The sequence below is a fragment of the Stenotrophomonas sp. 8(2023) genome (assembly GCF_030345295.1).
In the GTDB taxonomy this organism is placed as follows: Bacteria; Pseudomonadota; Gammaproteobacteria; order Xanthomonadales; family Xanthomonadaceae; genus Stenotrophomonas; species Stenotrophomonas muris.
This window is the reverse complement of sequence record NZ_CP128404.1, coordinates 2,974,395-2,998,255: the sequence shown is the minus strand read 5'-3', so window position 1 is coordinate 2,998,255 and position 23,861 is coordinate 2,974,395. Positions and strand designations below refer to the sequence as shown.

The following is a 23,861-nucleotide window of genomic DNA, read 5'->3' as shown; positions in this document are numbered from 1 at the left end:
TGCCGACCTTGGTCGGCACATCCACGCATGGCGTGGATCTACTGTAGAGCCGAGCCCATGCTCGGCTCCGGAAGCAAGCCAGCCGAGCATGGGCTCGGCTCTACAGGCCGGTCAATGGGAGAACTCGCGCAGCATCACCGCGATCGAGGCCACGTTGGCCAGCACGCACAGCCAGAACATCCACTGGAATGCGGCTTTGCGATGCTTGTGGCGGAACAGCGCCTGGCCCAGCAGCGCGCCGGGCCAGCCTCCGGCGAAGGCCAGCAGCTGCAGGGTGCGCTCGGGAATGCGCCATCGCTTTCGCTGCGCCGCGCGCTTGTCATGGCCATAGAGGCCGAACGACACCGCACTGGCCAGCAGGCACCAGCCACCCAGCCACAACGGCAGCACACCGCTGATCATCAAGGCGGTCAGCGCGCCGAAGGCGGCCAGCGCGAGGTTACGCCGCCACGCCACTTACAGCGCGTCGAGGAAGCCGCGCACGGCCGGGCCGAAACGCTCGAAATCGACGAGGAAGGCATCATGGCCCTGTGGCGATTCCAGGCCGATGAAGCGCGCATCGGCACCGCCGGCACGCAGGCCGTCGGCGACCTGTTGCTGCTGCTGCACCGGGAACAGGATGTCGGTGTTGGCGCCGATCGCCAGTGCCTTCTCCACCCGGATCTTCGCCAGCCCGGCCAGCACGTCGCCGTCGGCGTACTCGGCCAGGTCGAACCAGTCCATCGAACGGCTCAGGTACAGATAGCAGTTGGGATCGAAGAAACGCACGAAGCGCCGTGCGTGGCCTTCCAGATAGCTTTCCACCTGGAATTCCAGCCCGAACGGATCGTCGTCGGCCTGGTCCGAATCCAGCCGCACGCGGCCGAAGCGGCCATCCCATTCCAGTGCCGAGCGGTAGGTGATCACGCCCAGCTTGCGCGCCATGCGCATGCCGGACTCGGGGTACTCGGCATCGTCGTAGTGGCCGCCATTCCAGCGCGGGTCGAGACGGATGGCCTCGCGCTGCAGCGAGCGGATCGCGATCGAGAACGGCAGCGCCTGCGCACTGCCGGAAATGTTGACGTGGCTGCGCGCGATGCCCGGGTGCAGCATCAGCACGGCCAGCGCGGTCATCCCGCCCATGGAATTGCCGACCACGCAGGCCAGCTGCGCGATGCCCAGCGCACGCACGACTTCGATCGCGGCGCGAGCGCCGTCTTCGATCGACAGCTCGGGGAAGTCCAGGCGGTAGGGCTCAGCGCTGGCCGGGTTGATCGAGGCGGGGCCGGTCGATCCCTTGCAGCTGCCCAGCGAATTCACGCAGACCACGAACCAGCGGCGGGTATCGATGGGTTTGCCGGGGCCAACCATCGCTTCCCACCAGCCCGGCGCCGGATTGGCCTCGTTGGCCGCCGCATGCGCATCCGGCGACAGGCCGGTCACGATCAGGATCGCATTGCCGGCGTCAGCGGCCAGCGTTCCCCAGGTCTCGTAAGCCACCCGTGCGCCATGCAGGGCGCCACCGCGCTTGAACGGGAACGGCGAGGGCAGGGCGTGGAAGCGGGTGCCGGGCGGGATGAATTCGGTCATGCAGTCATTCTAGCGGGGCTGCATGTGGAGCTGGCGACACGCTGGTTTCCATGGATGGATGGACGCGGACCGGACCGTCGCATCCACGCATGGCGTGGATCTACTGTAGAGCCGAGCCCATGCTCGGCTGCGGTTGAGTTGCCGGCGCCGGGCAGCCGAGCATGGGCTCGGCTCTACAGGTCAAGGGAAGCGCAGCTCCACAACACCGTCGTGGGGCAGGCTTACCTTCACCGGAACGCTCTGCAGGTCGTCCTCGCTGCGGTTGGCGCTGCCGCTGCGCGAGATGCGTGCCACCACTTCCACTTCGCGATGGGCCGACAGCGGTGCGGTCGGCATCGGGCTGTCACCGTCGCCCAGCCCGACCGTGTCCGGGAATCCGCTCAGCGGCAGCTTGCGAGCGGCCACCGGCATCGGCGGGCCGCCGACGGCACGGGCCAGCACGAACACCTGGGTGCTGGCTGGCCACTCGGCGTTCTTCAGTGCCGGCAGCTGCACGCGCACCTGCAGCAGCGCCGGTGGCGCCGCAGCGCCAGCATCGGGCGCCTGGCCAGCGGCCTCGCGCGCGAGGGCGATCTGTGCCTGCAGCGCCTGCGCGGCACCCGGCTCCAGTCGTGGCAGCAGGCCGCTCCACACATCCGCGGCCTCGGCGTTCTTTCCGCGCTGGCGCAGGGCGATGCCCAGCAGCCAGCTGGCGCGCTCGGCATCGGGAGCCTGTGCGCGCGCCTGCTGCAACCAGGCCATTGCGGTGTCATCGAACTGCTTGCCGGCATCAGCCTGCGCGCGCGCCTGCGCGGCTTCCACCAGCACGCCCGGATCATCCGGTGCCAATGCGGCGGCCCTCGCGAAGGCATCCGCCGCGGCTGCGGCGTTGCCCAGTTCGGCCTGCGACCGGCCCAGCAGCGCCCAGCCATCAGCCCGCTGCGGGTCGCGCTCCAGTGCGTCCTGCAGGGCCTGCACGCCATCGCGCAGGGAGGCTGCCGACGGCGTCGGCTGTACCTGTGCTGCACGCGGATCACCGATCAGCAGGTACAGGCAGGCACCGGCCACGCCCAGTGCGAACACGCCGACCACGAAACCGCGACGGCCGTGGTGGCGCAACGGCCACAGCACCAGTGCTGCCATCAGCGCAGCAACCAGCCCGGCCAGCATCGGCAGCCAATGGTTCACCATTCGTCTCCTTCATCGGCCTTGCCGGCCGGCGCCGCGCCGACGGTGCGTCCACGTCGGCGGACGATGCCCAGCACTACCAGTGCACCGGCGCCGAGCACCAGCAGGGGGCCACCCCACAGCAGCCAGGTGCCCGGCTGCAACGGTGGTTGATAGAGCACGAACTCACCGTAGCGCGCGACCAGGAACTGCTTGATCTGTGCGTCGTCGTGCCCCTGCTGCATCAGCTGCAGCACCTCGCGGCGCAGGTCCTGGGCGATCTGCGCGTTCGAATCGGCCAGCGACTGGTTCTGGCACTGCACGCAGCGCAGCTGCGCGGCCAGGTCATGGAAGCGGCGTTCCTCGGCGTCATCGCGGAACTGCAGCGGCTGCGGATCGTGCAGCGGCTGCTGGGCCAGCGCGGCCAGCGGCAGCGTCAGAAGCAGCAACGCCAGCACCCAGCGCATGGGCTCAGGGCGCCGTATGCAGGGTGTTGCCGGCACTGCCCTGGGCCTTCTCGATCTTCTGCAGCGCCGGGATCAGCTTCTCGTCGACCACGCGCTGGGTCATCGCACCGCTGTACTTCCAGCGCACGATGCCGCTGCCATCGACCAGGAAGGTTTCCGGTGCGGCGGTCACGCCCCAGTCGATCGCGGTGCGGCCCTCGACATCGCTGAGCACGACCATGAACGGGTTGCCCAGCTGTTCCAGCCAGTGCAGCGCGTCGGTCGGGTCGTCCTTCCAGTTGTAGCCGATCACGCGCACACGCTTGCTTTCCGCGAAGCGGGTCAGCACCGGGTGTTCTTCGCGGCAGGCCGCGCACCAGCTGCCCCACACGTTCAGCAGGTAGGGCGCGCCGCGCAGGTCGTCGCTGTGCACGATCATTTCCGGGTCGTGCAGCACCGGCAGCGCGAATGCCGGCGCCGGTTTGTCGATCAGTGCCGACGGCAGTACGTCGCGCTGCGGATCGCCTGATTTCATCACCCCGTAGATCATCAGCCCGAGCAGGCCGAAGAAGAACAGCACGCCGATCACGATGGCTACCGGCGGCAGCGGGCGGGAGGGACGCGGGGTGGGGGACTCGGACATGGGAACTCCTACGGACGACGGAAACGGCGATCGGCGGCGGTGATGAATCCGCCCAGGGCCATCAACAGCGCGCCCAGCCAGATCCAGCGCACGTACGGCTTGATGTGCACCCGGACCGCCCATGCATTGTTGCCCAGCGGCTCGCCCAATGCCACGTAGACGTCACCATTGAAGCGTGCATCGATGCCGGCCTCGGTCATCACCTGGCCGCCGCTGGCGTACTGGCGCTTCTCCGGGTGCAGCAGGGCCAGCTCGCGGCCGTCGCGGAACACGCGCAGGTGGCCGCGGTCGGCGATGAAGTTGGGGCCTTCGCGATGGTCCACGCCTTCGAAGCGCACTTCCTGGCGACCGACCACCAGCTGCTGGCCTGGTGCCAGCGCCACTTCGCGCTGCACGTTCAGCGCCTCCACCAGCAGCGCGCCGGCCAGGAACACGGCAATGCCGGCGTGGGCGACGATCATGCCGAGCATTTCGGCGGTGAAGCGGCCATTGCCGCGCAGGCGCTGCCAGACGAAGCGTGCGGTGCCGAGCGCGACCCAGGCCGCAGCGGCCACGCCGATGCCGGCCTTCCACCCGTTCTGCGGCGCCTGCCACCAGGCCAGCGCGCCCAGCAGCAGCGCCAGGCCCAGCCACGGTGCCAGCAGCGCGAAGGCGCGCGAGGGCTGGTCACGCTGCCATTTCACCAGCGGGCCGAACGGCAGCAGCAGGATCATCGGCGCCATCAGCAGCAGGAACAGGCTGCCGAAGTAGGGCGGGCCGACCGAGATCTTGCCCAGCGACAGCGCATCGGCCAGCAGCGGGTACAGCGTGCCGAGCAGTACCATCGCACAGGCGGTGGCCAGCAGCAGGTTGTTGGCCAGCAGCAGGGTCTCGCGCGAGGTGGCGGTGAAGCCACGGCGTGGGTCCTCGGCATCCACGCTCAGCTGGCTGGCACGCAGCGCGTACAGCAACAGGCTGCCACCGACCAGCACCGACAGGAAGACCAGGATGAACAGGCCGCGCGAAGGATCGGCAGCGAAGGAGTGCACGCTGGTCAGTACGCCGGAGCGCACCAGGAACGTGCCCAGCAGCGACAGCGCGAAGGCGGCGATCGCCAACAGCAGGGTCCAGCTGCCGAAGGTGCCGCGCTTTTCAGTGACGGCCTGCGAATGGATCAATGCCGCACCGACCAGCCATGGCATGAAGCTGGCGTTCTCCACCGGGTCCCAGAACCACCAGCCGCCCCAGCCCAGCTCGTAATAGGCCCACCAGCTGCCCAGCGCGATGCCCAGGGTCAAAAAGCCCCAGGCGACGTTGGTCCATGGCCGCGTCCAGCGCAGCCAGCGTGCGTCGACGCGGCCTTCCAGCAGTGCGGCAACCGCGAAGGCGAACGGCACCGCAAAGCCGACATAGCCCAGGTACAGCATGGGCGGATGGATGATCAGCCCCGGGTCCTGCAGCAGCGGATTGAGGTCGCGGCCTTCCAGCGGTGCCGGGTTCAGGCGCAGGAACGGGTTGGAGGTGAAGATCAGGAAGGCGAGGAAGCCGACGCTGACCACGCCCATCACCGCCAGCACGCGCGCCTGCACCGGTGCGGGCAAGTGCCGCGAGAACAGCGCCACCGCGCCGGTCCACAGCGCCAGCACCAGCGCCCACATCAGCAGCGAGCCCTCGTGCGCGCCCCAGACCGCCGAGTAGCGGTAGACCATCGGCAGCAGCGAATTGGAGTTCTCGGCCACGTAGCGCACCGAGAAGTCCTGCTGCACGAACGCGGCGGTCAGTGCCACGAACGCGCCGGCGACCAGCAGCAGCTGCGCGAACGCGGCAGGTCGTGCCACCGCCATCCACGCCGTATTGTTGCGCTGCGCGCCGACCAGCGGCAGGCCGGCCTGCAGCAGCGAGGCCAGCAACGCGCACAGCAGCAGGATCTGACCCAGTTCGGGCAGCACTCAGCGCACCTCGGGTGCCGTCACCGGCACGTCGTGCTTGCGATGGGCGTCGCCCATCTTGTCGGCCACTTCCTTCGGCACGTACTTCTCATCGTGCTTGGCCAGCACCTCGTCGGCGACGAAGGTGCCGTCCTGCAGGCGGCCGCTGGCGACCACCGCCGTGCCTTCGGCGAACATGTCCGGCAGGATCCGCGACGTGGTCACCGCCAGCTGCGCGTCGCCGTCGGTCACCTCGAAGCGCGCCTCCAGCGAGCCGACCGGTCGGTTGAAGGAACCTTTCACCACCATGCCACCGAGGCGGAAGCGCGACTGTGCATCGACATCGCCGCGCAGCACTTCCGAGGGCGTGTACAGGTAGGCGATGTTGCGCTCCAGTGCCATCGCCACCAGTGCGGTGGCCAGGCCGGAGGCGAGCAGGGCCAGCAACACCCACACCAGGCGGCGGCGCTGTACCGGGGTCATCGTTCCAGCTCCGTCGACAACGGCGCCGCTGCGTCCTGCCTGCCGGCGCGGGTCTGCTGGCGCTGCTGGCGGGCCAGTGCCAGCCGGCGCGCCACGCGCAGGCGCAGCCACGAACCGATGGCATCGGCGCCGAGCACCAGCACGAACACCGCGTAGGCACCGATCACATAGGGCAGGTGGGTCATGGCTGGGCCTCCCGGGCCGGGCGTCCGGCATCGACACGGCCGCCGACCCAGGCCTTGCCGGCCTCGCGGTCGAGATTGTCGGCGCGTGCCTTGGCCAGCACCGAACCGGCGAACCAGAACTTGGTGCCGATCACCATCCACCACAACGGCGCGATCATCGCGCTGCTGATCGCCGATTCACCGAATACGCTGATCGACTGGCGCTGGTGCAGGCCGCCCCACCAGTCCACCGAATAGCGGATCACCGGCAGCAGGCTGACACCGACAATGGCCAGCAGGCCAGCGGCGCGCGCGGCGCTGCGGCGGTCCTCGATGGCGTGGTACAGGCCGATCACGCCCAGGTACAGGAACAGCAGTACCAGTTCGCTGGTCATGCGCGGGTCCCAGTCCCACCAGGTGCCCCAGGTGCCCTTGCCCCAGATGCTGCCGGTCAACAGGGTGATCAGGGTGAAGCCGGCACCCATCGGCGCGCAGGCCATGGCCAGGATCTCGCAGACCTTGATCCGCCAGACCAGCGCGATGGCCGCATACAACGCCATCAGCGCGAAGACGAACAGGCTCATCCAGGCACTGGGTACGTGGATGTAGAGGATGCGGAAGCTATCCAGCTGCTTGGCTTCCGGTGGCACCACCAGCAGCGCCTGCCACATGCCGACCAGCAGCACCGGCACCGCCGCGAGGTAGAACACCCGCGACCAGCGGGCAGCGAAACGGTCGAACGTGGGGGGCGAACCGAGTTGGTGGAACCAGCGGACAATCGGATTCATGCGTGGCGGCTATCCAGCAGGGGTGGATTGGCTCTCAGCTCGGTCAACTCAGAGAAATACGTATTGCAGCGGCAGTGGCCAGCGGCGCCAGCACCAGCGCGACCAGCAGGCCGGCGCCCAGCATCAGCAGCGCACCGACCGGATCCTGTCCGCGTCCGGCTGCCGCCAGGCTGCCTGCGCCGAACACCAGCACCGGCACGTACAGCGGCAACGACAGCAGCGCCACGAGAATACCAGAGCGTCGGATGCCTACGGTCAGCGCGGCGACCACGCCACCGATCAGGCTCAGCAACGGCGTGCCCAGCAGCAACGATGCCAGCAACATCGGCAGCTGGTCATGCGGCAGATGCAGCATTTCGGCCAGCAGCGGGCTGACCACGATCAGCGGCAGCGCAGTGGTGGCCCAATGCAGCAGCACGCGCACCAGCACCAACCAGGCCAGCGGCACCGGCGCCAGCAGCCATTGTTCCAGCGAGCCATCCTCGGCGTCGGAGCGGAACAGCGAATCCAGCGACAGCTGTCCGGCCAGCAGCACGGCCAGCCACAGCACTGCACCGGCGGTGGCGGCCAACAGCTGTGGTTCGCGGCCCTGGGCCAGGGCGAACAGCACCACCACCAGCACCGCGAACAGCAGCGGTTGCAGCGCATCGCCGCGGCGGCGCCAGAGCAGGCGCAGGTCGCGCCTGAGCAGGGCGCCTGCGGTCTGCCACAGGCCCGGTTCGGTGCCCGGCGCGATCACGCGGCACCGCCGAGGTCGAGCTGGCGGGTGCGCACCGGCGGTGCGGCATAGGCACCGTGGGTGGTGACCAGCGCAGCGCCACCGGCGCGCAGGTGCGCCGAAATCATCCGGTTGACCAGGGTGATGCCCTCCAGGTCGAGGTTGGCATAGGGTTCGTCCAGCAGCCACAACGGTGCCGGCGACAGCCAGATGCGCGCCAGTGCCAGCCGCCGCTTCTGTCCGGCCGACAGATGCCGTACCAGGGTGTCCTCATAACCGGCCAGGCCGACGATGGCCAGCGCGTTGCCGGGCATCTGCCGCGCACGCCGTCCGTGCAGGCCGCACAGGAAATGCAGGTTTTCCAGCGTGCCGAGGTCCGGTTTCAGCGCTGGCAGGTGGCTGAGGTAGGCGACATAGCGCGCGCGCTCGGCATTGCTGGCCGGCTTGCCGTCGATCCGCACCTGGCCGGCACCGGGCCGGGCCAGGCCGGCCAGCACGCGCAGCAGGGTGGTCTTGCCGGCGCCATTGCCGCCCTGCACTAGCAGGGCTTCGCCGGCGTCCACATGGAAGTCCAGCGGGCCGAACACCGGCTCGTCATTGCGGGAGAAGCTCAGGCCGCTGGCAGCCAGCAATGCAGGGGTGTTCAAGGGGCAAAGGTCTTCATGCCGGAGTGCGGCGGCAATTGTAGCGGTGAATGCCGATGGCAGTGCCGGCCGCTGGCCAGCAATTTCGCTATCTGCCAGCCGAGGTTGCCGGCCGGCGGCCGGCACTACCGACGCGCGGATTGCGTAAACTCGCAGGTCTGTTCCCCCACAGCCCAGGCCGATGCAACCCACCACCAAGCTGCCCAAGGTCGGTACCACGATCTTCACTGTGATGTCCCAGCTCGCCGCCGAACACGGCGCGGTCAACCTGGGCCAGGGTTTCCCGGACTTTTCGGCGCCGCAGCGCCTGATCGACGAGACCGCCAGGGCGATGGCCGCCGGGCTGAACCAGTACCCGCCGATGACCGGCGTGGCGCCGCTGCGCCAGGCCATCGCACAGAAGGTGCTGGACTGCTACGGCGCGCAGGTCGATGCGGACAGCGAGATCACCGTCACCAGCGGTGGCACCGAGGCCATCTTCAACGCCATCCACGCCGTGGTGCGTGCCGGCGAGGAAGTGATCGTGCTGGACCCGGCGTATGACTGCTACGAACCGGCGATCGACCTGGCCGGTGCCAGGGCCGTACATGTGTCGCTCGATCCGCAGACGTTCGCGGTCGATTGGGACCGCGTGCGCGCAGCGATCACCCCGCGCACCCGCATGCTGATCGTCAACACCCCGCACAATCCGTCCGGTGCGATGCTGTCGGCGCAGGACATGCAGGCGCTGGCCGAACTGCTGCGCGGCACGCAGATCTACCTGATCTCCGATGAGGTGTACGAACACATCATCTACGACGGCCGTCGCCATGAATCGGCGCTGCGCTACCCGGAACTGCGCGAGCGCGCGTTCGTCATCTCCAGCTTCGGCAAGACCTACCACTGCACCGGCTGGAAGATCGGCTATGCGATCGCCCCGCCGGCGCTGACCGCCGAGTTCCGCAAGGTGCACCAGTACAACACCTTCACCAGCTTCGGCCCGGCGCAGCATGGCTTCGCCGCGATGATCCGCGACGAACCCGAACACCACCTGGAACTGGGCGCGTTCTACCAGGCCAAGCGCGACCGCTTCCGTGAGCAGCTGGCTGGCACCCGCCTGAAGGCGCTGCCGGTCCCGGGTGGCTACTTCCAGCTGGTTGACTATTCGGCGATCAGCGACCTGCCGGACCATGAGTTCGTGAAGTGGCTGACCATCGAGAAGGGCGTCACCGCCATTCCGCTGTCGCCGTTCTATGAGACTCCGCCGGCCGGCCAGCGCCTGGTGCGCCTGTGCTTTGCCAAGAACGAAGCGACCATGGACGCGGCGATCGAACGCCTGCGCCTGCTGTGAGCGGAGACACGGACATGCAGGACCTGCGCATTTCCCTCGTCCAGGGCGACACCCGCTGGCATGACCCGGCCGGCAACCGCGCCTACTACGGTGCGTTGCTGGCACCGCTGGCCGGCAGCACCGATCTGGTGATCCTGCCGGAGACCTTCACCAGTGGCTTCTCCAACGACGCCATCGCCCAGGCCGAAGGCATGGACGGGCCGACCGTGGCCTGGGTGCGCGAACAGGCCAAGGTCTTGAACGCGGCAGTGATCGGCAGCGTGCAGCTGCGCGAGGGCAACGGCGTCTACAACCGCCTGCTGTTCGCAACGCCAGAGGGCAGCCTGCAGTACTACGACAAGCGCCACCTGTTCCGCTACGGCGGCGAGCACGAGCGCTATGCCGCCGGCCGTGAGCGCCTGAGCGTGGAATGGAAGGGCTGGCGGATCAATCCGCAGGTCTGCTACGACCTGCGTTTCCCGGTGTTCTGCCGCAACCGCTACAACGTCGAACGCCCGCAGCAGCTGGATTTCGACCTGCAGATCTTCGTCGCCAACTGGCCGTCGGCGCGCGCCTATGCATGGAAGACCCTGCTGCGTGCGCGTGCGATCGAGAACCTGTGCTTCGTGGCGGCGGTGAACCGCGTCGGCGTGGACGGCAACCAGCTGCACTACGCCGGCGACAGCGCGGTGATCGACTTCCTCGGCCAGCCGCAGGTGGAGATCCGCGAACGCGAACAGGTGGTGACCACCACCATTTCGGCCGAAGCACTGGCTGCACATCGCGCGCGTTTCCCGGCGATGCTCGATGCTGATGCCTTCCACCTGGACGAGCAGGCCTGAAACAGCACGACGGCGGCTGAATGCCTGCCACGCAGCGCGCGCGCCTGCATCCAGCGTGCACGCGCGCGCTGCTAGATTCGCCGGCAGTCCGACCGAACTGGAAGTCCTGCCATGAACAAGCCCTTCGCCCTGCTGCTGGCCCTGTCCGCTGCCACGCTGGCCCCGGCCGCGCACGCCGCCGGCAACCTCGATTGCCAGCTGCGCTACAACCTGTCCGGCTGGTCACTGATCTACAAGACCGCTTCCGGCAACGGCACGGTCAGCTGCAGCAACGGCACCAGCCTGCCGGTGCGTATCGAAGTGAAGGGCGGCGGCCTGACCGTGGGCAAGTCGAAGATCACCAATGGCCGTGGCAGCTTCACCGGCGCGGTCAGCGTCAACGAGCTGCTGGGCACCTATGCCTCGGTTGGCGCGCATGCGGGTGCCGTGAAGTCCAGCAACGCGCAGGTGATGACCAAGGGCGACATCTCGCTGGCCCTGTCCGGCACCGGCAAGGGCTGGGATCTGGGCGTGGACGGCGCCGCCTTCACCATCAGCCGGCGCTGAGCCGTGCCGGCCGCTGCAGCCACAATGCAAGCAGGCCGCACACGATGAGTGTCGGTGCCAGCAGTTGCAGTGCACCGACCACGGCCATCGCCACGCCGATCAACAGGTAGTAGAGCAGGCCGAACAGGGCGCCCGCGCTGCCCAGGCAGTGCGGGTATCCGCGGAGGGCCTGGCCCAGCACATTGGGAATGGCCAGGCCGAACCCGGCCACCACCGGTACCATCGCCGCGACCAGTGCCGGCTGATTGTGCAGCAAGGCAGCCAACAGGCCACCGGCCAGCACCAGCCCTGCGGCGAGCCGGATGCGCGTGGCGGAGGCAACGCCTGCGCGCAGCAGGCGAGCATTGCCCCATGCACCCAGCGCCGAGCCGAGCGCCAGCAGCGCGCCGCTGGCACCGAACCAGGCCAGCGGCCAGTGCAGGCGTTCGAATACGAACGGGCCCAGCGCGTACCAGCTGTACATCGCCACGTTGAACGCCATCACCAGCAGCGCCTGTGACCACATCCAGCGATCACGCAGCAGTTGCCACAACAGTGGCAGCATGGGGGTGTGCGCGACTTCCGCAGGGCGGCTCTCGCGCAGGCCCGTTGCGCATCCGAGCATCAGCAGGCTGACCATCAGCAGCAGGCCGGCCTGCACGCCGGCATAGCCATGGCTGTCCACCAGCAGCACACCCAGTGCCAGCCCGATCGCCGGGCTCAAGGCCAGCGCCATGCCGATCCACGAGAACGCCTGCGCCAACGCCGGACCCTTCAGGTGATCGCGCAGTACGGTCTGGGTTACCACCGAGGCCGCCGCCGCACCCAGTGCGGCCAGTGCCTGGGCCAGCAGGACCTGGCCGAACGTGCTGGCCAGCAGGCCGCCGCAGGCGGCCAGTACGAACACGGCCAGGCCGCAGAGCAGGGCAGGGCGGCGACCGACATGGTCGGCCAGCCGCCCCCATAGCAGGACACCGGCGGCAAAACCGAACAGGTACAGGCTCATGGCCTGGCTGGCGGCGCCGGGGGGCAGTGCGAAGCGCCCGGCGAGGTCGGCCAGGGCCGGGCTGTACAGGGTCTGCGCCAACTGGGGGAACATCAGCAGCGCGATGGTGAGCAACAACAGGCGACGCGACATGCGGGTGCTCCGCAAACAGGGCCGCGTATTGTGGTGGCCGGCGTAGTGGCGCACTCTGTCGGTCCGGCCAGGAAATGGATGAAATCGGACATGGCGTGGCTGCAACCGGATGCGCACTTCGATGCGGATGCCTGGAGCGCACCGGTGCTGGGCATCGCGTCGTCGCTGGCCGATCATGATTCGGGTTGGCACCAGCACGCGCGCGCGCAGTTGCTGTACACCCGGCGGGGCTGCACGCGGCTGACCTTCGGCGACCGCATCAGCCTGCTGCCGCCCTCGCGCGCGGCATGGATTCCCGGCGGCCTGCGCCATCGCGCACAGATGCGCCAGGCCGTGGACTACCGCTCGCTGTATTTCGATGCCACGTTGTCGGCACGGCTGCCGCAGCAGCCGGCGATCATCGGCGTCGGCCCCCTGCTGCAGGCATTGCTGGAACCGATCGCGCAGGCGCCGTTCGACCATGACTGGCGGGCGCCGCGCGCGCACCATCAATTGGCGTTGTGCGTGCTGGAGATCGCCGCCGCACCGGTGGCGCCGATGGACCTGCCGCTGCCACGCGATCCACGCATCGCGCGCTGCCTGCCGCCGGCCGAGCAGCTGCCGCCTGAACTGGGTGAGCTCGCTGCGCGTGCGGGCCTGAGCATGCGCACGGTCGGCCGGTTGATGCAACGCGACACCGGCATGGGCTACCAGGCCTGGCGCCAGCAATGGCGCCTGATGCGCGCCATGGAGCTGCTGCTGCTTGGCCATCGCATCGGGCACGTTGCGCAGGACACTGGTTTTTCCGCCGAGAGTCCGTTCATCGCCTTTTTCCGCAGCATGACCGGCACCACGCCCGCCGCTTTCCAGCGCCACGCAAAAGGGGACGGAGGGGATTAAGTCGCTTTCGCCCTTCGACGCACGGCGTGGCGAAAACGACTTAATCCCCTCCGTCCCCTTTTCAAAGAAAAACCCCGGCCGGAGCCGGGGTTCTGCATTTCAACGTGGCTGCCGATCAGCCGCCGCGCGGGCCGCTGCGGCGCGGGCCGCCGGGACCGCGGTTGCCACCGGGGCCGCCCGGGCCTCGGTTGCCACCCGGACCACCGGGACCACGGTTACCACCCGGGCCACGGTGGTTGCCACCGCCCGGACCGCGACCGCCCGGACGGGCGCCGTGTGCCGGCTTCGGGCTGCCATACGGGTTGAAGCCCGGCGTGGCGTGGTCGGACGGGAAGCTCGGCGCGTTGCCCGGGTGACCGTACGGGTGCTTGTTGCCCTGGCCCTGCGAGCGGTTGCCCGCACCGGCCGGACGACCCTGGCCACCTGCGCCGCCACGGCCTTCACCACCGAAACCGCCACGGCCCTGGCCGCCACCGGCGCCTGCGCCCGGGCCCTTCGGCTTGCCGTACGGACGGCCCTGGCCGCCTGCACCCGGACCACGGGCACCGGGGCCGCGTGCGCCCGGGCCGGCGTTGCGATGGCCGCTCGGGCCGGTGCTCACGCCATCCGGCACGTACCAGGTGCGGAACGCGGCCGGATTGCCTTCCGGCAGCGAACGATCATTCTTCTGGGCGCGCTGCTTGAACGGCTTCTGCGACTGCTTGGCTGCCGCTTCACCGCTGACCGTCAGGCCGCCCTTGAAGCCGCCACCCTTGCCGCCGCGACCACGGCCGCGGTCTTCGCGGACGTTGTCGAAACGACGCAGCTCGCGGCCTTCGTCGGCGGTGTTGTGGCCGTTGACGTAGGCGTTGCCACGGCCACCTTCGCGCACGCGCACGGTGGTCTTGGCCGCGCGGCGCTGGCCGATCACCGGCTGCAGCGTCAGTGCCGACGGTGCGCCTTCTTCCAGCTTCAGCTGGGCGCGCAGGGCTTCAACCTGCGTGGTGCCCAGTTCCACCGAATGGCCACGGGCCAGTTCGCGCGGCAGGCTCACCTTGCCATAGCGGGTGCGCTTCAGGCGGCTGACCTGGCAGCCCTGCGACTCCCACAGCCGGCGCACTTCGCGGTTGCGGCCTTCCTTCACCACGACGCGGAACCAGTCGTGCGAATCGGTGCCGCCGATGCGTTCGATCTCATCGAACTTGGCCGGGCCGTCTTCCAGCGCGACGCCACGGGTGAGGCGGTCGACGATGGCGTCAGAGACCTTTTCCTCGCCCTCCGGCGCACGCACGCGCACCACGTACTCGCGCTCGACCTCGAACGACGGGTGCATCATGGCGTTGGCCAGCTCACCGTCGGTGGTGGCCAGCAGCAGGCCGGTGGTGTTGATGTCCAGGCGGCCGATGGCGATCCAGCGCGCGCCCTTCAGCGGCGGCAGCGACTCGAACACGGTCGGGCGGCCTTCCGGATCATCGCGGGTGGTCACTTCGCCTTCCGGCTTGTTGTAGACCAGCACGCGCGACGGCTCGGCCAGGGCGGTGGCGACGAAGCCGCGGCCATCCAGTTCGATCTTGTCGCCGCTCTTGACCGACATGCCGGTCTGCGCGACTTCACCGTTGACCTTGACCAGGCCTTCGGCGATGCGCTGTTCCAGCGCGCGGCGCGAGCCGAGGCCGGCCTGTGCGAGCACCTTGTGCAGGCGTTCTTCCAGCTTGAACTGTTCGGAGGTGGCTTCGCGCTTCAGCGAGAGCTTGTTACGGGGGGTGTCACTCATCAGTTTTGCTCCGGCCGACGGTTTCGAGGTCGGCCTCTGGTTCGGAATCGGCTTGGTCAACAGCCACGGTCGTCATCGCGACGGCGTTGTCTTCGCGTTCGTTCAGGGGCACCGCGCGCTCGCCCGGCGCGGAATCGGGGTGCCCATCATCGAGGGGCGAAGGTGCTTGCTCATCGGTGGCCGACGCAGGGGCTGCATCGGCGGAATCGGGGGTGTCACTGCCGGCCAGGCCGGCATCATCGTTCGCGGCAGCGCCATCGGCGCCGGCCGAGATGTCCGGACCCTCGGCACCGGCGACGGCCGGCGCATCGCGGTCCAGGGCAAGCTGCGGTTCCAGCTCGCCCAGGTCCTTCAGCTCCGACAGCGGCGGCAGTTCGTCCAGCCGCTTCAGCCCGAAGTAATCCAGGAAGCCCTTGGTGGTGCCGAACAGCGCCGGTTTGCCGGGCACGTCGCGGTGACCGACCACGCGGATCCACTCGCGTTCTTCCAGCGCCTGGATGATGTTGCTGCTGACCGCCACGCCGCGCACCTGTTCGATCTCGCCGCGGGTGATCGGCTGCCGGTAGGCGATCAGCGCCAGGGTTTCCAGGGTGGCACGGGTGTAGCGGGTCTTGCGTTCGGTCCACAGCCGGCTGATCCAGCCATGCACTTCGCCGGTGACCTGGTAGCGGAAGCCGGAGGCGACCTCGACCAGTTCCACGCCGCGGCCTTCGCAGGCCTCGCGCAGGCGTTCCAGCGCACGTTCGATGCTGCCCGGCGGTGCCGGTTCCTCTTCCGGGAACAGGTCCTTCAGCTGGGCCAGGGTGAGCGGCTGGCTGGAAGCCAGCAGGGCACCCTCGACAATGCGGTTGATCAGCGATTGATCCATCGGCAGTCAGCGCTCACTCGTCTGCATTGGCGTCGTCGTCGTTGTCGTCGAACTCGCTGCTGAACTGCAGCGGGGCATTGGTGTTGCCGGCCGCCAGCGACTTCACGTAGATCGGCGCCAGCGGTTCTTCCTGGACGATGTCCAGCAGCTGTTCCTTGGCCAGCTCCAGCACCGCCAGGAACGTGACCAGCACGCCCAGCTTGCCTTCTTCGGCGGTGAACAGCCCTTCAAAACGATAGAACTTGCCATCTTCCAGGCGTCCCAGCACTTCGCCCATGCGTTGCCGCACGCTCAGTGCCTCACGCTTGATGGCGTGGCCGCTGAACAGCTCGGCGCGCTTGAGCACGTCGTGCAGGGCCAGCAGCATTTCCTTCAGGTCCACCGGCGGCGGCAGCTTCACCGTGGCACGTTCGGGCATGAAGGCATGTGCCACGGTGGTATCGCGGTCCTGGCGGGGCAGGGCGTCGATGTTCTCGGCGGCCTGCTTGAAGCGTTCGTACTCCTGCAGCCGGCGCACCAGTTCGGCGCGCGGGTCGGCTTCATCGCCTTCCTCGCTGACCGGGCGCGGCAGCAGCATCCGCGACTTCACCTCGGCCAGGATCGCGGCCATCACCAGGTATTCGGCCGCCAGCTCGAAGCGCAGCTCGCGCATCACGGTGATGTACTCCACGTACTGCCGGGTGATCTCGGCAACGGGAATGTCCAGTACATCCAGGTTCTGGCGGCGGATCAGGTACAGCAGCAGGTCCAGCGGGCCTTCAAAGGCATCCAGGATGACTTCCAGCGCGTCCGGCGGGATGTACAGGTCCTGCGGAATCTGCAGGACCGGTTGCCCATGCACCACGGCCAGCGGCATTTCCTGCTGCTGGGGGGCGGGCGGCCGGGTTGGCGGGTTCGCGTCGAGCGCGAGTTCGGAAGTCATCTAATGGAGATCAGGATTGCAACGGACCAGTCGCGGCACCGGGTTCGCCGGGCCAACGCCACGGAGCCCCAAGGCGCCAGACACGCCGGGATCGGCGCGATTCCACACATATCAAACAGCGGGACGCGCCGCGGTAAACGGCAGCGACAGAACTACGGGGAGGTCGTCTACGTGGCCCGGCCGGGTGGTCCGGTTTGAAGCAGCGGGACGGTCGTCGGGGGCTGCGTTGGCCGCAAAAACCGACGGGCCGCTGCATCCAGCCACGTGCAATGGAGTCTAGGGTAAGCCTTTGCCGCGCCAGTGTCCAGCCGGACCGGGGCGGGGGCTGCATTGGCTAGAATCTGCGGACCCGACAACGCAAGCGAGGAAATGCCGGTGTGGTATGTGATCGAAGGGTATGACGGCCAGGATGTGCTGGCGCAGCGGCTGCAGGCGCGGCCGGAACACCTGGCGCGGCTGCACGCGCTGCGCGACGAGGGACGCCTGCTGCTGGCCGGCCCGTGCCCGGCGGTGGACAGTGAAGACCCGGGCCCGGCCGGTTTCAGCGGCTCGGTGGTGATCGCGCAGTTCGAGTCGTTGCCGCAGGCCCAGGCCTGGGCCGATGCCGACCCGTACGTGGCTGCCGGCGTCTACACCCGCGTGCAGGTACGCCCGTTCCGCAAGGTCCTGCCGTGAACGCGGAACGGATCGAGCGGATCCGTGATGCGCTGCAGCAGGCGCTGGCACCCAGCGTGCTCGAGATCGAGGATGACAGCCATCGCCATGCCGGCCATGCCGGCGCGCGCGACGGGCGCGGCCATTTCAACGTCCATGTGGTGAGTGAACGCTTCGCCGGACTGGCTCCGTTGGCCCGGCATCGCGCGGTCTATGCCGCGCTGGGGTCGATGATGGACACCGATATCCACGCGCTGTCCATCCGCGCACATACCCCGTCAGAACAGGGCTGAGCCCTTGTCCCGCACTGTCCTGGCGGGTCCGCAAGGGCCTGGCCACGGACAGGTTTTCATGTCCATTTCGGGACATTCGCCTAACGGACTGTTTACAAGCCCAGATGGAAACGCTTACATTCCGCGCCAATGCTGGTAGGTCCAAGCCGTGGAGGGCGGCTTCGTGAACAAGGCAGCTATCACAATCAAAGACGTCGCACGCGAAGCCCGGGTCTCCGTGGCCACGGTTTCCCGCGCGCTCAACGGGCATGAAAATGTCGCCGAACCGGTCCGCCAGCTTGTGCTGGAGGTGGCCGCACGGCTGCGTTACACCCCGCATGCCGCCGCCCGCAGCCTGAGCAGCCGCCGCACCAATACGGTGGGCGTGGTGCTGCCTGACCTGTACGGCGAATTCTTCTCCGAACTGATGCGCGGCATCGACGGCGTGGCCCGCAACCGCCGCCAGCACCTGCTGGTGTCCAGCTACCACGGCGACCAGGAACAGCAGGGCGCCGCCCTGCGTGCCATGCGCGGCCGCGTCGACGGCCTGCTGGTGCTCTCGCCCTATGCCGAGAGCCCGGGCTTCCTGACCGACAATCTGCCGCAGTCGCTGCCGACGGTGTTGATCAACACCTATCTGCCCGGGCAGGACCATCCGGTGCTCAGCATCGACGATCACGCCGGTGCGATGGCGATGACCCGCCACCTGCTGGACGCCGGCCACCGCCGCATTGCCTTCATTTCTGGCCCGGACCTCAACTTCGACGCGCGCGAGCGCCTGCGCGGCTTCCGTGACGCGCTGGTGGCGTTTGGCAGTGGCGCCGAGGGCATCGAGCTGCCCGGTGATTTCGACGAAGCTTCCGGCCATCGCGCCGGTCAGGAGTTGCTGGCAGCCGGAGCGCTGCCCGATGCCGTGTTCGCCGCCAACGACATGATGGCCCTGGGCTGCCTGTATGCGTTCACGCAGGCTGGTGTCCGTGTGCCGGCCGATGTTGCCCTGGCAGGATTCGATGACATTCCACTGGCGCGTTTCGTCCACCCGTCGCTGACCACCATGCAGGTCAGCATCGCCGAGCTCGGCGACCGGGCCATGACGCGTCTGATGCAGTTGATGGACGGCACCTCCACGGATGGGACAGGGGACAAGCAGACCCTGGTTCCCCGCTTGATAGTTCGCGATTCCACCACTCCGCCATCCGGCCATTGAAGCCAGAGGCGTTCCTTCTTTTTTTTGACTGATCGCAGGGACCGCGCAAGCGGTTACCGCCACCCGGAGATTGAGTTGATGATGCATACCACCTTCCGCATGCCGGCGCGCCGGCTGCTGAGCACCGCACTGGTCAGCTGCCTGATGCTGGCCGCCGCCCCCAACGTCATGGCGCAGTCGGCCAACGCCAGCCTGCGCGGCCAGGTTGCCGGCGCCCAGGCAGGTACCGAAGTGACCGCCACCAACGTGGCCACCGGTACCGTCCGCCGTGGCACCATCCGCGCCGACGGCAGCTACTCGCTGATGGGCCTGGACCCGGGTACCTATGACGTGGTCGCCAACGGCCAGACCCAGAAGGTCACCGTCACCGTGGCCTCGACCGCGACGCTGAACTTTGCCGGTGCCGCCAGCAGCACCCCCGGTTCGACCGCGGCCACCAACCTGGACACCGTCAACGTCGTCGCGCCGACCCTGCTGCAGGAAGTGCGCACCTCCGAAGTCGGCAAGACCGTCAGCCTGCAGCAGATCCAGACCACCCCGCAGGTGTCGCGCAACTTCCTGGAGTTCGCCGACGCGGTGCCAGGCCTGATCTTCACCCGCGATGCCAAGGGCAACACCTCGCTGCGCGGCGGCGCCACCAATGCCGACGGCACCAACGTGTACATCGACGGCGTAGGCCAGAAGAGCTACGTCAAGGGCGGCGGCGTGGCCGGCCAGTCCGGCAGCGCCGGCAACCCGTTCCCGCAGCTGGCCATCGGCGAATACAAGGTCATCAGCGGCAACTACAAGGCCGAGTACGGCCAGGTGTCGAGCGCCGCCGTGACGGCTGCGACCAAGTCCGGCACCAATGAGTTCAAGGGCGAGGCGTTCTACCGCTACACCGATGAAGACATGCGTGCCAAGACCCCGGCAGAGCGCCAGGGTGGCAAGGAAAAGATGGTCTCGGCCGAGAAGGAATACGGCTTCGCCCTGGGCGGCCCGATCATCCAGGACAAGGCGCACTTCTTCGTGACCTACGAAGCCAAGCGCTTCGACCTGCCGGTCACCATCGCGCCGGATGGCGCGGTCACCGGCGCTGCCGGCCTGCTGCCGCCCGCCGGTGCCGCCGGCCTCGGCCCGGCCAGCCAGCCGTTCCAGCAGGATCTGATCTTCGGCAAGATCGACTTCGAGCCGACCGACAACGACCGCATCGAGCTGACCTTCCAGGACCGCGACGAAACCCAGTCGCAGTTCAGCGGCCAGACCTCGCCGGAAGCCGGCCGTGAAGTGGTCAACACCGACCGTCGTTATGCCCTGCGCTGGAACCACAGCGGTGAGCGCTACTACAACGAGTTGATGGTCACCCACGAAGATTCGTTCAACAATCCGACCCCGCTGACGCTGGCCAACGGCATCACCTACACCGCACCGGACGGCCCGGAAGACCGCACCATCGTGAAGATCGGTGGCGCCTCGGCACTGGATTCGCAGGTGAAGGGCCAGAAGGGCTGGTCGATCGAAGACAACCTGACCCTGGATGGCATCCAGTGGGCGGGCGACCACACCATCAAGATGGGCGTGAAGTACAAGCAGATCGACCTGTACGCGTCCGATGCGGCGCAGATCAACCCGACCTTCACCTACTCGCTGGGTGATCCGGACTTCCCCGATTCCATTCCGTACAAGGCGCAGTTCGTCAAGCCGGTGACCGGCGTGACCGGCGTGTCCGGCGAAGTGCGTTCGAAGTCCAAGCAGTACGGCGTGTTCATCCAGGACGACTGGCAGGTCAATGACCACCTGCAGCTGAACATCGGCCTGCGCTGGGACTACGAAAAGACCCCGTCCTACCTGGACTTCGTGACCCCGCAGCAGGTGGTCGACGCCATCTATTCGCAGGATCCGCGCGCTCCGGCCGGCCAGACCTATGCCGATTCGCTGGCACTGGGCGGCCTGGACATCAGCGACTACATCAGCAACGGTCACAACCGCAAGGCATTCAAGGATGCCTGGCAGCCGCGCCTGGGCTTCTCGTATGACATCAATGCCGACGAGCAGCACGTGATCCACGGTGGTGCCGGCCGTTCCTACGACCGTGACCTGTTCGACAACCTGCAGCTGGAAACCACCAAGCTGGCCCTGCCGCAGCCGACCATCTACTTCCGCAACCCGGCCACCGGCGCCTGCATCAACGGCCAGGCCGCCTGCTATGACTGGAACCCGAACCTGCTCAACGGCATCGGCAACCTGCAGGCACTGGTCGGCGCGACCAGCAATGCCGGCCTGGAAGTGGACCTGCTGAACAACAAGCTGAAGGCGCCGTACTCGGATCAGTTCAGCCTGGGCATGAGCAACCAGATCGGCGACTGGCTGACCGACGCCACCATCGCTCGAACCCTGAGCTACGACGGCTTCGCCTTCACCCTGGGCAACCGCTACCCGACCGGCCAGTTCTTCGATGATCCGCGCCTGTGTGGTGGCACCTCCCCGGGCCTGAGCCAGGCCTGGAGCTGCAACGTGCCGGGCTTCGGCAGCCTGATCATCGGCCAGCAGGGCATCAAGACCCGTGCCACCCAGGTCCTGCTGTCGGCACAGAAGCCGTTCACCAAGGAAAGCGGTTGGGGCACCTCGATCGCCTATACCTGGACCACCGCGCGCCACAACCGTGACATCAACGAGAAGTACGCCTTTGATCGCGGTCTGATCGGTGATTACCCGACCATCCGTTCCAACGGCGCGCCGCGCCACCGCCTGGTGGTGACCGGTTCGTACGCGGGCTTCTGGGGCATCACCTTCGGCGGCAAGATCACCCTGGCCACCCCGACCGCCGTCAACGACTGGTACCCGGTGATGCAGGCCAGCGGCTACACGCTGCCGACTCCGCAGGCGGCCGTGCCCAACGCAACCGGCAAGTTCCTGGTGGGCGGCAAGATCTTCGGCTACCGTTCGGTCGACCTGCAGGCGACGAAGACGTTCAAGATGCCGGGCAACACTGAGCTGTACGCCCGCCTGGACATCATCAACGTGTTCAACTTCGACAACTTCTCCACCTACAACTACGTCAAGACCAACGGCAAGCTGCAGGCCAGCTACAACGAGACCGGCGACATCGTCGGTACGCCGCGCCAGGTCAAGGCCGAAGTGGGCTTCCGCTTCTAAGCCCGGGCGTTGATGCATGACCCGATGCCGCCGGCTCGCTGGCGGCATCGGTGAAAACGGCAATGGCCGGCCCCGTGCCGGTCCATTGCCCACGCCGCTGCCGGCCAGGGGGCAGCGGCGTGGGCAATGATCGCGGTGTCAGGCCACGTTTTTCGTGGTTTTTTTAAGCACACACCTTGTAAACGATTTCAGATCATTGGACGGTATGCTTTCCCATCGATCAGACCACCGGAGGAACCGCGCCATGCAGGCACGCCATCTGTTGTCCGCCGCAGCGCTGAGCCTGGCCGTGGCCGCCTGCCAGCCGGCCCAGCAGGAACCTGCCAAACCGCGCCCGCCGGTGATCCTGATCGAGGCCGATGCACCGCCGCGGCCCATGAAGCCTGAGCTGCCGCCGCTGTTCGATGACATCGAGCGCCGCACCTTCCAGTTCTTCTGGGACACCACCAACGAGGTCAACGGGCTGACCCCGGACCGCTACCCGTCGCGGCCGTTCGCCAGCATCGCCTCGGTCGGCTTCGCGCTGACCGCCTATCCGATCGGCATCGAGAACGGCTGGGTCAGCCGCAACCAGGCGATCGACCGCACGCTGACCACGCTGAAGTTCTTCCGCGACGTGCCGATGGGCCCGCAGCGCACCGGCAAGGCCGGTTACAAGGGCTTCTACTACCACTTCCTGGACATGCAGGAAGGCCGTCGCTACGACAGCTGGGTCGAGCTGTCATCGGTGGATACCGCGCTGCTGATGATGGGCGTGCTGTTCGCGCAGTCGTACTACGACGGTGATGATCCGCGCGAGAAGGAAATCCGCCAGATCGCCGATACGTTGTACAAGAAGGTCGACTGGCCGTGGCTGCAGCAGCGTGCACCGCTGATCTCGATGGGCTGGTTCCCGGAGAGCGGTTTCATCGACCACGACTGGATGGGCTACAACGAGGCGATGATGGTGTACATCCTCGCCCTGGGCTCGCCGACGCACCCGGTCAGCCCGGACGCGTGGACGGTGTGGACGCGTACCTACGACAACGACTGGGGCGTCTACCAGGGCCAGGAATACCTGTCCTTCGGCCCGCTGTTCGGCCACCAGTACAGCCACGTCTGGATCGACTTCCGCGACATCCAGGACGCTTACATGCGCGAGCGCGGCAGCACCTATTTCCTCAACAGCCGGTCGGCCGCGCTGGCCCAGCGCGAATATGCCATCGCCAACCCGATGCAGTGGAAGGAGTATGGCGAGAACGTGTGGGGCCTGACCGCCAGCGATGGTCCGCAGAACACCACGCAGGAGTACCGCGGCGAGCAGCGCCAGTTCCGCCACTACTCCTCGCGCGGCGCCGGCCTGCGCGAGAACTTTGATGATGGCACCATCGCCCCGACCGCTGCGATCGCCTCGGTGGTGTTCGCCCCCGAGCAGGTGATCCCGGCCACGCTGGAGATGCACAAGCGCTTTGGCGACTACATCTATTCCAGCTACGGCTTCCTGGATTCGTTCAACCCCAGCTTCAACTACGACATCCCGATCAAGACCGGTCGTCTGGTTCCCGATCGCGGCTGGGTCGCCAGCGACTACATCGCCATCGACCAGGGCCCGATCCTGACCATGATCGCCAACTACCGCGATGACTTCGTCTGGGAAGTGATGAAGAAGAACCCGTACATCCGCAAGGGCCTGGAGCGGGCCGGGTTCAGTGGCGGCTGGCTGGCGCCGGAAGGGTCGTTCCAGCCGCTGGAACTGCAGAAAGACGAAAAGGCCGCGGCAGCACGCGCGGTGGGTATCGCCGAATCACGCGCGGCTGCCGCGCAGGAACAGAAGAACAATGCCAACCGCACCACAGGCCAGGGCAAGTAG

Annotated in this window: 24 protein-coding genes; 9 read left to right on the top strand and 15 right to left on the bottom strand. The window is 67.6% G+C overall.

Annotated features, from left to right (window positions below; genetic code table 11):
- Positions 1-111: 111 nt before the first annotated feature.
- From QP609_RS14080 to ccmA, 11 genes are all read right to left on the bottom strand, one after another.
- The gene (locus QP609_RS14080; RefSeq protein WP_180834973.1) at positions 112-456 is read right to left on the bottom strand and encodes a DUF1294 domain-containing protein; all 345 of its coding nucleotides are present in this window, start codon (positions 454-456) and stop codon (positions 112-114) included.
- Positions 457-1,569, bottom strand: a complete 1,113-nt coding sequence (locus QP609_RS14075) for a homoserine O-acetyltransferase (RefSeq protein ID WP_032958152.1) — start codon at positions 1,567-1,569, stop codon at positions 457-459.
- A gap of 180 nt (positions 1,570-1,749) precedes the next feature.
- Positions 1,750-2,739, bottom strand: coding sequence for a cytochrome C biogenesis protein (locus tag QP609_RS14070; RefSeq protein ID WP_197621057.1), 990 nt, complete (start codon positions 2,737-2,739; stop codon positions 1,750-1,752).
- Positions 2,733-3,182 carry a cytochrome c-type biogenesis protein gene (locus QP609_RS14065; protein WP_180834974.1) on the bottom strand — a complete coding sequence of 150 codons (450 nt, stop codon included), beginning with the start codon at positions 3,180-3,182 and terminating at the stop codon, positions 2,733-2,735. Before QP609_RS14065 ends, QP609_RS14070 begins: the two co-directional genes overlap by 7 nt.
- Positions 3,183-3,186: 4 nt before the next feature.
- Positions 3,187-3,804 carry a DsbE family thiol:disulfide interchange protein gene (locus tag QP609_RS14060; RefSeq protein ID WP_014647766.1) on the bottom strand — a complete coding sequence of 206 codons (618 nt, stop codon included), beginning with the start codon at positions 3,802-3,804 and terminating at the stop codon, positions 3,187-3,189.
- 8 nt (positions 3,805-3,812) lie between these two features.
- A complete protein-coding gene (locus QP609_RS14055) occupies positions 3,813-5,732 on the bottom strand; it encodes a heme lyase CcmF/NrfE family subunit (protein ID WP_197621056.1) in 1,920 nt (639 codons plus the stop codon).
- Positions 5,733-6,194: a cytochrome c maturation protein CcmE gene (ccmE, locus tag QP609_RS14050; protein WP_014647764.1), complete on the bottom strand. Its 462-nt coding sequence runs from the start codon at positions 6,192-6,194 to the stop codon at positions 5,733-5,735.
- The gene (gene ccmD / locus QP609_RS14045; protein WP_005410342.1) at positions 6,191-6,379 is read right to left on the bottom strand and encodes a heme exporter protein CcmD; all 189 of its coding nucleotides are present in this window, start codon (positions 6,377-6,379) and stop codon (positions 6,191-6,193) included. The genes ccmE and ccmD overlap by 4 nt, the downstream gene beginning before the upstream one ends.
- A complete protein-coding gene (gene ccmC, locus QP609_RS14040; protein ID WP_169411704.1) occupies positions 6,376-7,146 on the bottom strand; it encodes a heme ABC transporter permease CcmC in 771 nt (256 codons plus the stop codon). The genes ccmD and ccmC overlap by 4 nt, the downstream gene beginning before the upstream one ends.
- A gap of 43 nt (positions 7,147-7,189) precedes the next feature.
- A complete protein-coding gene (gene ccmB / locus QP609_RS14035) occupies positions 7,190-7,885 on the bottom strand; it encodes a heme exporter protein CcmB (protein WP_014647762.1) in 696 nt (231 codons plus the stop codon).
- Positions 7,882-8,511 (bottom strand): heme ABC exporter ATP-binding protein CcmA, encoded by a 630-nt coding sequence (gene ccmA, locus QP609_RS14030; protein ID WP_014037834.1) that lies wholly within the window; start codon positions 8,509-8,511, stop codon positions 7,882-7,884. The genes ccmB and ccmA overlap by 4 nt, the downstream gene beginning before the upstream one ends.
- 178 nt (positions 8,512-8,689) lie before the next feature.
- On the opposite strand from ccmA, the gene QP609_RS14025 reads away from it, so the two are divergent.
- The 3 genes from QP609_RS14025 (at position 8,690) to QP609_RS14015 (ending at position 11,205) form a co-directional block, all read left to right on the top strand.
- Positions 8,690-9,838: a pyridoxal phosphate-dependent aminotransferase gene (locus QP609_RS14025; RefSeq protein WP_032960092.1), complete on the top strand. Its 1,149-nt coding sequence runs from the start codon at positions 8,690-8,692 to the stop codon at positions 9,836-9,838.
- 14 nt (positions 9,839-9,852) lie between these two features.
- A complete protein-coding gene (locus tag QP609_RS14020; protein ID WP_197621055.1) occupies positions 9,853-10,659 on the top strand; it encodes an amidohydrolase in 807 nt (268 codons plus the stop codon).
- A gap of 111 nt (positions 10,660-10,770) precedes the next feature.
- Positions 10,771-11,205 carry a hypothetical protein gene (locus QP609_RS14015; protein WP_014037831.1) on the top strand — a complete coding sequence of 145 codons (435 nt, stop codon included), beginning with the start codon at positions 10,771-10,773 and terminating at the stop codon, positions 11,203-11,205.
- Here the strand turns inward: QP609_RS14015 and QP609_RS14010 are convergent.
- Entirely contained in the window at positions 11,192-12,322 is a 1,131-nt protein-coding gene (locus QP609_RS14010) for an MFS transporter (protein ID WP_100450333.1), read from the bottom strand. The genes QP609_RS14015 and QP609_RS14010 overlap by 14 nt on opposite strands.
- 90 nt (positions 12,323-12,412) lie before the next feature.
- Between QP609_RS14010 and QP609_RS14005 the strand changes: the two genes are divergently transcribed.
- Positions 12,413-13,201, top strand: coding sequence for a helix-turn-helix transcriptional regulator (locus QP609_RS14005; protein WP_049442508.1), 789 nt, complete (start codon positions 12,413-12,415; stop codon positions 13,199-13,201).
- A gap of 115 nt (positions 13,202-13,316) precedes the next feature.
- Here the strand turns inward: QP609_RS14005 and QP609_RS14000 are convergent, their stop codons facing one another.
- Genes QP609_RS14000 through QP609_RS13990 form a run of 3 tightly spaced genes read right to left on the bottom strand, consistent with a single transcriptional unit; the run spans position 13,317 to position 16,744 of the window.
- The gene (locus tag QP609_RS14000) at positions 13,317-14,954 is read right to left on the bottom strand and encodes a pseudouridine synthase (RefSeq protein WP_053495348.1); all 1,638 of its coding nucleotides are present in this window, start codon (positions 14,952-14,954) and stop codon (positions 13,317-13,319) included.
- On the bottom strand, positions 14,947-15,822 hold the full coding sequence (gene scpB, locus QP609_RS13995; protein WP_053495349.1) for an SMC-Scp complex subunit ScpB: 876 nt from the start codon (positions 15,820-15,822) through the stop codon (positions 14,947-14,949). Before scpB ends, QP609_RS14000 begins: the two co-directional genes overlap by 8 nt.
- A gap of 13 nt (positions 15,823-15,835) precedes the next feature.
- Positions 15,836-16,744: a ScpA family protein gene (locus tag QP609_RS13990; RefSeq protein WP_014647754.1), complete on the bottom strand. Its 909-nt coding sequence runs from the start codon at positions 16,742-16,744 to the stop codon at positions 15,836-15,838.
- A 375-nt stretch (positions 16,745-17,119) separates the two neighbouring features.
- Between QP609_RS13990 and QP609_RS13985 the strand changes: the two genes are divergently transcribed.
- The 5 genes from QP609_RS13985 (at position 17,120) to QP609_RS13965 (ending at position 23,861) form a co-directional block, all read left to right on the top strand.
- Complete coding sequence (locus QP609_RS13985) at positions 17,120-17,419, top strand: YciI family protein (RefSeq protein WP_014037825.1); 300 nt, start codon at positions 17,120-17,122, stop codon at positions 17,417-17,419.
- Positions 17,416-17,691 carry a BolA family protein gene (locus QP609_RS13980; RefSeq protein WP_014647753.1) on the top strand — a complete coding sequence of 92 codons (276 nt, stop codon included), beginning with the start codon at positions 17,416-17,418 and terminating at the stop codon, positions 17,689-17,691. Before QP609_RS13985 ends, QP609_RS13980 begins: the two co-directional genes overlap by 4 nt.
- A 148-nt stretch (positions 17,692-17,839) precedes the next feature.
- Positions 17,840-18,877, top strand: coding sequence for a LacI family DNA-binding transcriptional regulator (locus tag QP609_RS13975; RefSeq protein WP_014647752.1), 1,038 nt, complete (start codon positions 17,840-17,842; stop codon positions 18,875-18,877).
- Between the two features lie 78 nt (positions 18,878-18,955).
- The gene (locus QP609_RS13970) at positions 18,956-22,012 is read left to right on the top strand and encodes a TonB-dependent receptor (RefSeq protein WP_197621054.1); all 3,057 of its coding nucleotides are present in this window, start codon (positions 18,956-18,958) and stop codon (positions 22,010-22,012) included.
- Positions 22,013-22,256: 244 nt separating this feature from the next.
- Entirely contained in the window at positions 22,257-23,861 is a 1,605-nt protein-coding gene (locus tag QP609_RS13965; RefSeq protein WP_014647750.1) for a glucoamylase family protein, read from the top strand.